The following is a 641-nucleotide window of genomic DNA, read 5'->3' on the forward strand; positions in this document are numbered from 1 at the left end:
GACAGAGAATTAAAAACGAAGTTGAACGCTTGCTGGCTGGAAAAATTGATAGCTTACAAGCGACTTATACCATGTAGCTCATACCACTTCATTCAAAAACCTAGGCGTCTCTATCAATAGCCATCATGGTGATACTTTGTAATCAATAAAGTGATCAATAAAAAAGCCTTATAACTCTATAAGGCTTTTTTTAGGACATATATTTGTATCAGTTAGTGCTAGTAGCGCGGCGGTACGTACATATCATCAGGAATAGGCTCGCGGTAGTATTCATCATCGCGTTTGCGGTTGGGCAGCTCAATCTCGTCACGAGGTATTTCTTTATAAGGGATTTGTTCGAGCAAATGTGCAATACAGTTGAGCCTTGCACGCTTCTTATTGTTGCCTTCAACGACCCACCATGGCGCTTCAGGAATATGAGTGCGCTCAAACATGGTCTCTTTTGCTTTGGTGTAATCTTCCCAGCGCCTGCGTGACTGTAAGTCCATTGGTGAGAGCTTCCACTGTTTCAACGGATCATATATCCGACTCATAAAACGTGCATGTTGCTCATCGTCAGTGATAGAAAACCAGTATTTGACTAAGCGAATGCCTGATCGTACAAGCATGCGCTCAAACTCTGGTACCGATTGAAAAAACTC

At 42.4% G+C, this 641-nt stretch carries 1 protein-coding gene; it reads right to left on the reverse strand.

Annotation, left to right across the window (positions count from 1 at the left end; translation table 11 throughout):
* Positions 1-218: 218 nt before the first annotated feature.
* A partial coding sequence (locus ACS8FC_RS18490) for a polyphosphate kinase 2 family protein (RefSeq protein WP_459112984.1) occupies positions 219-641 on the reverse strand: 423 nt, incomplete at its 5' end.

This window comes from Psychrobacter sp. 1Y4, from assembly GCF_051847555.1.